The sequence below is a fragment of the Protofrankia sp. CiP1_Cm_nod4 genome (assembly GCF_982290645.1).
This window is the reverse complement of record NZ_CEVIVC010000045.1, coordinates 1-6,760: the sequence shown is the minus strand read 5'-3', so window position 1 is coordinate 6,760 and position 6,760 is coordinate 1. Positions and strand designations below refer to the sequence as shown.

9 protein-coding genes are annotated in these 6,760 nt (G+C 72.0%); 8 read left to right on the top strand and 1 reads right to left on the bottom strand.

The genetic code is table 11. The annotated features are described in order from the left end of the window. Window positions 1-980: 980 nt before the first annotated feature. Window positions 981-1,742: a GntR family transcriptional regulator gene (locus tag AC5LSR_RS10970; RefSeq protein WP_250289465.1), complete on the bottom strand. Its 762-nt coding sequence runs from the start codon at window positions 1,740-1,742 to the stop codon at window positions 981-983. Between the two features lie 424 nt (window positions 1,743-2,166). Here AC5LSR_RS10970 and AC5LSR_RS10965 point away from each other — a divergent pair, with 424 nt between their 5' ends. From AC5LSR_RS10965 to AC5LSR_RS10930, 8 genes are all read left to right on the top strand, one after another. Further along, a complete protein-coding gene (locus AC5LSR_RS10965) occupies window positions 2,167-2,376 on the top strand; it encodes a hypothetical protein (RefSeq protein WP_250289462.1) in 210 nt (69 codons plus the stop codon). Beyond that, on the top strand, window positions 2,366-2,980 hold the full coding sequence (locus AC5LSR_RS10960) for a hypothetical protein (protein ID WP_250289460.1): 615 nt from the start codon (window positions 2,366-2,368) through the stop codon (window positions 2,978-2,980). Before AC5LSR_RS10965 ends, AC5LSR_RS10960 begins: the two co-directional genes overlap by 11 nt. Continuing rightward, window positions 2,977-3,243 (top strand): helix-turn-helix domain-containing protein, encoded by a 267-nt coding sequence (locus tag AC5LSR_RS10955; RefSeq protein ID WP_250289458.1) that lies wholly within the window; start codon window positions 2,977-2,979, stop codon window positions 3,241-3,243. Before AC5LSR_RS10960 ends, AC5LSR_RS10955 begins: the two co-directional genes overlap by 4 nt. Continuing rightward, complete coding sequence (locus AC5LSR_RS10950) at window positions 3,240-3,590, top strand: hypothetical protein (protein WP_250289456.1); 351 nt, start codon at window positions 3,240-3,242, stop codon at window positions 3,588-3,590. Before AC5LSR_RS10955 ends, AC5LSR_RS10950 begins: the two co-directional genes overlap by 4 nt. Then, the gene (locus AC5LSR_RS10945) at window positions 3,590-4,315 is read left to right on the top strand and encodes a DUF2637 domain-containing protein (RefSeq protein ID WP_493464829.1); all 726 of its coding nucleotides are present in this window, start codon (window positions 3,590-3,592) and stop codon (window positions 4,313-4,315) included. Before AC5LSR_RS10950 ends, AC5LSR_RS10945 begins: the two co-directional genes overlap by 1 nt. Then, window positions 4,312-4,695, top strand: a complete 384-nt coding sequence (locus AC5LSR_RS10940) for a zinc metalloprotease (RefSeq protein ID WP_250289536.1) — start codon at window positions 4,312-4,314, stop codon at window positions 4,693-4,695. The genes AC5LSR_RS10945 and AC5LSR_RS10940 overlap by 4 nt, the downstream gene beginning before the upstream one ends. Next, window positions 4,692-4,931: a hypothetical protein gene (locus AC5LSR_RS10935; RefSeq protein ID WP_250289538.1), complete on the top strand. Its 240-nt coding sequence runs from the start codon at window positions 4,692-4,694 to the stop codon at window positions 4,929-4,931. Before AC5LSR_RS10940 ends, AC5LSR_RS10935 begins: the two co-directional genes overlap by 4 nt. Beyond that, window positions 4,928-6,760 (top strand): ATP-binding protein (locus AC5LSR_RS10930; RefSeq protein ID WP_250289541.1); only part of this gene is annotated, 1,833 nt, incomplete at its 3' end. The genes AC5LSR_RS10935 and AC5LSR_RS10930, both read left to right, overlap by 4 nt.

The following is a 6,760-nucleotide window of genomic DNA, read 5'->3' as shown; positions in this document are numbered from 1 at the left end:
CGCCCCCCAGCGAAGCCGCCCAACGGGCGGCAAGCAAGAAAAACCAGCCCGTGGACCTGGGCAAACTCAAACCACAAACACCGACAAACGCCCCCACCCAACGAAGCCGCGCCACAGGCGCGGCAAGCCCCCAACCATAAAACCGTGGGGGGTCTCGGGGGGGCTCGGCCCCCCCGGCAGACATCCCGGCCCCAGCGAAGCCGCCCAACGGGCGGCGAGCAAGGAAAGCCAGCCCGTGGACCTGGGTGGACTTGAACCACCGGCCTCTTCCTTATCAGATCATTTTGACACTGGGTGACCAGGCGGGTGCGTCCCATTCATCCAACTGGTCGCATTCGTCAGTCGGTGTCCGCAGCAGACGATCACAGATAGTCCCGTCGGTCGCGTCGGGTTCCGTTCACGATTCCGTGCACGTGGCTCGGGTCCCGTGCAGCCGTGTCGGGTGGGTGGCCGTCCGACGCGCCCGGCGAGCATGGCGCCCCCGGCGCCACGCGCAGTTCGCGGCGCGGCGGACGGACGGGCCCCGCGCGGCACGGCGTGCCCTGGTCGACATCCCGGCCGAGCCGTCGATCCCGGCCGCCTGCGACGGCTTCGCCAGACTCCGGGCTGAGCTGATCACCTCCGTCGGTCGGGCAGGCTTCGCCCTACCCCGGGTTCTCCCGGCCGGGCAAGGGCCGCATCCCCACTCGAGTTCGATCTTTGCCGCCGGCCCTTGCGCGGTCGGGAGGTTCCGGGGTAGCCCTCGGGGTGCCCGTCCGGCGGAGGTGATCAGCGGACATGCCCCCACCCACCACCGGAAACGAACACGTATTCGACCCACCTCCAGAGAGAGGGCCGGGGTTCGGGGCGGAGCCCCGTGGTCTTTGCGGCCCGCAGGGCCGCGCTTGAACAAGTAGGGAAAGTTGGCACAGTCACTCACGACACCAAAAGCATCCGATAAGTTACAAAAAGTGATAAGAGTGGTAATCCGAACCTTTGTCTCAGGTCACGGCGAGACGGTAGGAGAGCACGGATCGGTGGCCAGCCATGACGATGTCCGCAGTCTCGACCGGCTTGTCACCCACTCGGTAAGTGCGCCTCATCGAGAGGACGGAGGCGCCCGGAGGCAGTTCGAGCGCTCTCACCTCGTCGGCTGTCGGTGGCCGCGAGGTGATCTCTTCCTCTACCGAGTCGATGTGTTGGCCGATCAGATCAAAGCGTGCGACAACGCCGATTGCTGCGCCTTCCTCGGGAAGCTCGATTGGCGTGCCCGTGGTGAGGGCTGAGGGCTCCCACGAGATGGCCGTTTGGATCGGGGTCCCGTCATAGCGGTAGAGGTATCGCGTCACAGTCACCGGCTCGCCGGGCTGAATGGCGAGCCGTTCGGCAACCTGTTCGTCTGCCGTTTCGCGCGTCGTCTCGTGGTCCCAGGAGGCTCGCCCGCCCGACGCGGCGGCAGATCGAGCAAACGGGGATGTTGACTCCGTGGAGCCTGGCGGGCGCCGCCGGTAGAAGTCGGTTGTGATGCGTCGGACCGACGGCCGGGTCTGGACGAAGGTTCCGTGCTGGCCTCGGGTTTCGATCAGCCCTTCCGTCTGAAGCTGTGCGATCGCGCGACGGATCGTCTCCTGAGCGGCGTGGAAGGTCCGGGCGAGTTCGCGGTGTGAGGGGAGCCGGCTGCCCGGCGGGTACTCACCTGCTTCGATCTTGTCCCGCAACGATGCCGCGATCCGGGTGTATGGCGGGCGGCTTGGCGTGGACATGCCCTAGACCATATCGAGCATGCCCACAAAAGATCTTTCAAAAGATGCCCTAGGGCATGTGGACATGCCTTAAGGCATGCTGCTACTGTCGAGCCACGCTGAGACGGGAGGCAACCCGTCGAGGTGGCTGGGCCTTCTGGACATGAAGAAGGCCCGGGTGGGAGGCAACCCACACCGGGCCAGACGCGACTGATGATCGCTCTTCGAGCGTACAGCGTCTGACCTTCTCGTGGACGCCTTCCACGCCTGTTGTTGGCGTGCCCGCCGGCTGCGGCCGGGGGCTGGTGGAAGGGCGTGTGATGACGCTTTCTGTTCTGTTCGCCGTGGATGGTGGGGATCGTCCGTGGCCGACGTTGCCGGACGACCCGGAGCCGGACCGCTGGGTTGTGATCGTCGATGGTGCGAAGTCGTCGGGTGGTGTCCGGTGAGCCGGCGGCAGAAGGCGAAGGACGTGGTGACCGAGGTGGCCCGGCCGCGGCGGGGTGAGCGGTTGGACGCGCCGTCGCCGACGCGGCGGGCGGTGGTGAAGGCCGCGTTGACCGCGCCGGTCGGGGTGGCGCTGTTCGGGTCGCAGCAGTCGGAAGAGCTGTCGTTGGAGACGCCGCGGTCGCGGGAGGCGCGTCATGGCCGGTGAGCAGGCGGCGGTGCGGGAAGCGGTGGTGCGGGACGCGTTGCACGCCGCGGTGGCGGCGGTGGACCCGCCGGTGCCGGTCGTGGGGAAGGGGAAGCCGGTGCGGCCGGTGCCCCGGCGGGAGTCCCCGACCGTCCCGACCGAGACCGGCGGTGGCAGCGACGCTGACGGCGCTACCGGTATGGCGCACGCTGCGACGATCGATGCCCGGTCTGTCTCGTCTCCCGCGCGGCGGCAGGCCGCCGCGCTGCGGGCCGGGCTTGAGCTGCTGGCCGCGGTCGGGGACGCGGTGGACGCCACCGGTGCCCGGCTGCACCTGACCGTTTTCGCCTCCGGCCACCGGCCATCGCTGTCCGTCGACGTGTTCGGCGCCACCGCCCCCGGCGGACCCGACGAGGCGCCGGTGATCCTGGCCGGCCTGACCGCGGTGGCCGGCCGGCTCGGGTTGCCGCTGACCGTCGACTACGACACCCCGCGCTCCGTCGGCCTGTCCGTGACGACCACGATCACCGGCGTCCAGGTCCGGATCTGCACCCGGTTCACCACCCCCGACGGCATCGCCGCCGCCCGCGCTCTTCTTCCCGCCTCGACAGGGGACCCCCGATGACCACACCGACCACGGCCGGCACCGTGGCCACCGGCCCGGCTGCTGCTCCCGCCGGCCCGGCCGGGGAGACACCTGACCCGCTGGCCGGGCTCACCCCGCTGATCTCGGTGGAGACCGCCGCGGAGGTTCTCGGGTTCTCCCGGGCGTCGGCGTACCGCTACGCCAAGGCCGGGGCGCTGCCGGTCCGGCGGATCGGCGGCCGGGTGTACGTCGTGACCGCGGGGCTGCGTGCCCTGCTCACCCCGGACGGGGGTGCCCGGTGAGCGCCACCCGGCTGCGGGTGGCCCTGGCCGTCGATCCCGACGGCGGGCCGGCGGTCGACGCGGCGACCGTCCCTGGCGTTCTCGACGGGTTCGCGTGCCCGGTCTGCTTCCCGCGGGCCCGTACCGGCGAGCGTGGTGCGCGGAAGAGCCCGAAGGCGGTCACGATCCCCACATCGGCCAAGGAGATCAGGAACCTGATCGGTAGGAAGCGGACGTCGAAGACGACGGCCGCGGACGGGGTGACGACGCGGGACCGGCTCACCGGCCGGGAGTCGACCACGCTGACCCCCGCGCAGAAGGCGGAGCTGGCCCGCCGCCGGAAGGTCAAGAAGAAGGGCGGCCGGTGATGGGTACGAAGATCAGCGCCGATCAGTGGATCAGCCGTCTGGTCGGTGCCGGCCTGGCCGTCGTGGCCGGGGTCGCCGCGGTCGTCTCGTACCGGCACATGCGCGACCTGTCCGCCCGCCACGGCGAGGACGGGCTGTCCTCGACGATCCTGCCGCTGTCCGTGGACGGGCTGCTGGCGGTGGCCGCGCTGGTGCTGCTGGCCGATGCCCGTGCCAACCGGCGCGGCGGCCGGGCCACCGCCTGGTTCGCGGTCACGCTCGGGATCGGCGCGTCGGTGGCCGCGAACGTGGCGCACGCCGAGCCGACGTGGACCGGCCGGCTGATCGGCCTGTGGGCACCGGTCGCGCTAGCGGTCGCGCTGGAGCTGGCGTTGCGGCATGTCCGGCACGCGGCGGCCGACCAGGCGCGGCCGGCACTCGAGGCCACGGCCGATACGGATGGCCCGCCGGCCCGGGTGACGCCGGTGGTCGCGCCACCCGTGGCCGCCCCTGCGCGGGTGGCCGGGCCAGCGGTGGCCGATCCCGGGCCGCCGGTCGGGCCGGCGGGCCACGCCGGCGGGTCGACCCGGCATCGGGTGGCCGCACTGGTGGCCCGCGTCCCGGCCGATGATCCCCGGTCGGACCGGCAGCTGGCCGCCGAGTGGGCACCGCTGGTCGGTGTCACGGTGTCGACGGTTCGTAACCATCTGTCCGCGCTACGGCGGGCGGAGGTGACCGTGCGATGAGCCTCTTCGGTCTCTCCGCGGCCGACCGGTGGGAATGCGCCGTGCACGAGGCCGGCCACGGGGCGGTCGCCCGCCACTACGGCGCGACGGTCCGGCTCCACCTCGGCCGCACCAGCGGCAGCTACCAGCTATCCCAGTACGACCACGTCTCCACTGCGGATCTGGCCGTGATCCGGCTGGCCGGGCCGGCGGCGGCCCGGCTGCTGACCGGCCGGGACAGCGGTGGCCGACAGGACCGCGCGCAGGCCCGCGTCGAGCTCCGCGGCACCGGCCGGACAGTACGGCAGGCCCAGCGGGAGGCCGACCGGCTCGTGCGCCGGTACCGCTCCGGGATCGAAGCGGACGCGCGGCGCCTGTGCGGGCAGGGGGCCGCGCGATGAAACCCGATATCCGCGCCGAGCTGCGCCTGCTGCCCCTGTGGGCGGCCGCCGCCGTGGTCCTGGTGGCCGTCGTCGTCCTGCTCCTGCGGATCACCGGTCTGATCGTGGTGGCGATCGTGGACGCGGCCGAACGCGTCGATGTGGCGGTGTCCACGACGCTCGGGATCTCCCCGCTGGGCGCCTCGACGCTCCTGCTCCCCGCCGACTGGACGCCGGGCGGGGGGTGGGAACGGTGACCGCGCCGGTGCGCCTGCGCAAGGCGACCCCCGACGTGGGTGACGTTGTCCCGCTCCCGCCATGGACTCCGGCGGTACCGGCGGCCGGTGGGGATGACAGGGTCATCGCGGTCACGGCCGCCGACATCGAGCCGCCGGTCGTCGCGACCGGCCATGTCGTGCCCGCGGCGGAGGACACCGCCGGTGAGGCGCTGGCCCTGGCCGCCGGCCGGCGGCTGGCCCGGGGCGTGTTCCAGGTCGGCCGGGGACACGGCGTGTGGGCGCAGCGGGCCATCGACGCGGCCACCCACGCCGCGATCCGGGAGCAGATCCGCCGCGCCCGGGCCGCCGGGGACAGCGAGGCCCTGGCCGGCTGGCTGGAGCACCTACGGCAGGCCAAGGCCGACCGGCGGCAGCGGCTACTGACCCTGCCCGCCGCGCTGCGCTCCGCCGTCATCGCGGTGGTGGTCCTGGTGGCGTTCCTCGCCGGGCTGCTGCTCCTGGCCGGCATGGTCGTCGCGGTGACCCGGCCGCTGGGCATGACCTGGGACGGGTACTGGTCGGCCCTGGCCGGCCTCGGCGACATCGCGGCGGCCCTGATCGCGGTAGCCGTGCGGGTGGTGCTCTGGGGGGCCGGGCCGGCGTGGCTGATCACCGCCTACCGGGCCGGCGGCGGCGAGTCGATACCCGGGTGGCTGGCCACCTCGTCGGACACGGACATCGACCTGGCCATCGACGAGTCCACGATCGCGCAGGCGCTGGCGGCGCTACGTATCCCGCAGATCCGCGACCACCTCAAGACCGCGCCACTCCAATATCTGACCACGGCCCGCCGGGACGGCCGGGGCACCCACGCGGTGATCCGGCTGCCCAGCGGGGTGACCGCCGAACGGATCTCCGCGCGCCGCGCCGATCTCGCCTCCGGCCTGCACCGGCTGGCCAAAGAGGTCTGGCCGACCACCGGCAGCGAGGCCGGGGTCCTCGACCTGTGGGTGGCCGACAAAGGCGCCCTGACGGAAGGCGCCGGGCCGTACCCGCTGGCAACCGACGGCGTCGACGTCTTCAAGGGTGTGCCGTTCGGTCGGACGCTGCGCGGTACCCCCCTCACCGCGCCGATCATGGAACGGAACACGATCACCGGTGGGATGCCCGGCCAGGGGAAGTCCTCCGCCGCCCGGACCATCATGACCGGGGTCGCCCTCGACCCGACCGCCGAGCTACGGATCTGGGTACCCGACGCGAACTTCGACTTCGAGGCGTTCCGGCCGCGATGCGCCCGCTACGTCATGGGCGCGGAGCCCGAGAAGATCGAGCAGATCTTGCACGACCTGCGGGAGCTGCACGCCGAGGTCCAGGCCCGCGGACAGCTCCTGGTCACCTACGAGATCCCGGCGGTGACCCGCGAACTCGCCAGCAAGGGCGTGGGCCTGCACCCGCTGGTGTGCCTCCTGGAGGAAGCCCACGTCGCCATCCAGCACAAGAAGTACGGGGAAGAGATCGGGCAGCTCCTCGTCGACATCGTCCGCCTCGGCCGCAAACGCGGGATCCACCTGATCGTGTCGACACAGGCACCGACGAAGGACAGCATGCCGCGCGACGTCACCCGCAACTGCTCGAACGGGATCGCCTACGCGGTCGGGGACCACGTCGCCAACGACGCCCTGCTCGGCCAGGGCGCCTACCGGGCCGGACACCGGGCCACCGAACTCATCCCCGGCACCGACAAGGGCACCGCCATCGTCAAGGGCTTCACCGGAGAACGCTCCGAGATCGCCCAGACCTACTTCATCGACGTCGCCCAGGTCCCCGGCATCATCCGCCGGTCACTGGAAGCCATCGAGAGGGCCAGG

Excerpts from the sequence above, each read along its gene's own strand:
- AC5LSR_RS10970 (WP_250289465.1), bottom strand. The coding sequence starts at position 1,742 with ATGTCCACGCCAAGCCGCCCGCCATACACCCGGATCGCGGCATCGTTG.
- AC5LSR_RS10960 (WP_250289460.1), top strand. The coding sequence starts at position 2,366 with ATGGCCGGTGAGCAGGCGGCGGTGCGGGAAGCGGTGGTGCGGGACGCG.
- AC5LSR_RS10955 (WP_250289458.1), top strand. The coding sequence starts at position 2,977 with ATGACCACACCGACCACGGCCGGCACCGTGGCCACCGGCCCGGCTGCT.
- AC5LSR_RS10945 (WP_493464829.1), top strand. The coding sequence starts at position 3,590 with ATGGGTACGAAGATCAGCGCCGATCAGTGGATCAGCCGTCTGGTCGGT.
- AC5LSR_RS10940 (WP_250289536.1), top strand. The coding sequence starts at position 4,312 with ATGAGCCTCTTCGGTCTCTCCGCGGCCGACCGGTGGGAATGCGCCGTG.
- AC5LSR_RS10935 (WP_250289538.1), top strand. The coding sequence starts at position 4,692 with ATGAAACCCGATATCCGCGCCGAGCTGCGCCTGCTGCCCCTGTGGGCG.